The 640-nt window shown below is 69.8% G+C and carries 1 protein-coding gene and 1 pseudogene; both read left to right on the top strand.

The annotated features are described in order from the left end of the window. A pseudogene (locus J7U37_RS24845) lies at positions 1 to 109 on the top strand (dTDP-4-dehydrorhamnose 3,5-epimerase); the annotation flags it as partial. A gap of 92 nt (positions 110 to 201) precedes the next feature. Next, positions 202 to 640: GDP-mannose 4,6-dehydratase (locus J7U37_RS24840; protein WP_247637485.1), on the top strand; the 439-nt coding region annotated here is incomplete at its 3' end.

The raw sequence follows: 640 nt of genomic DNA, 5'->3' as shown, positions 1-640 counted from the left end.
GAACGATCCGGCGCTCGGCATCGACTGGCCGGTGACGGACGCCGACGCGCAGCTCTCGGCCAAGGACCGGATCGCCCCACGGCTGGCCGATCTTCCGCCGCTTTTCTGAAGCCTGTACAGGGGGGGGACGCGGCCGGATACGACAGCGCCGCACCGCCCGATCGTCCGCCCGTCCCGACTTCACGAGAGACCGTTCATCCCATGCGCATCCTGGTAACCGGCGGCTGCGGCTTCATCGGATCGGCCCTGGTGCTGCACCTGGTGCAGGATCTCGGACACGAGGTGGCCACCCTGGACGCGCTGACCTACGCGGCCAATCCGATCTCGCTCCAGCCCCTGGCCGACGATCCCCGCCACCGCCTGGTGGAAGCCGACATCTGCGACCCGAAGGCGGTCCACGCCCTCTACGCCGATTTCCGGCCCGAGGCCGTGATGCACCTGGCCGCCGAGAGCCACGTCGACCGCTCGATCACCGATCCGGGCGCCTTCATCCGCACCAACGTGGTCGGCACGCAGGTGATGCTCGACGGCGCCCGCAGCCATTGGGACGGGCTCTCGGGCACGGCCAGGGCGGGGTTCCGCTTCCTCCACGTCTCCACCGACGAGGTCTACGGCTCGCTGCCGCCGGACGGCTTCTTCA

Source organism: Methylobacterium sp. 37f (assembly GCF_023093475.1).
In the GTDB taxonomy this organism is placed as follows: domain Bacteria; phylum Pseudomonadota; class Alphaproteobacteria; order Rhizobiales; family Beijerinckiaceae; genus Methylobacterium.
This window is presented reverse-complemented; position numbering and strand designations above follow the sequence as displayed.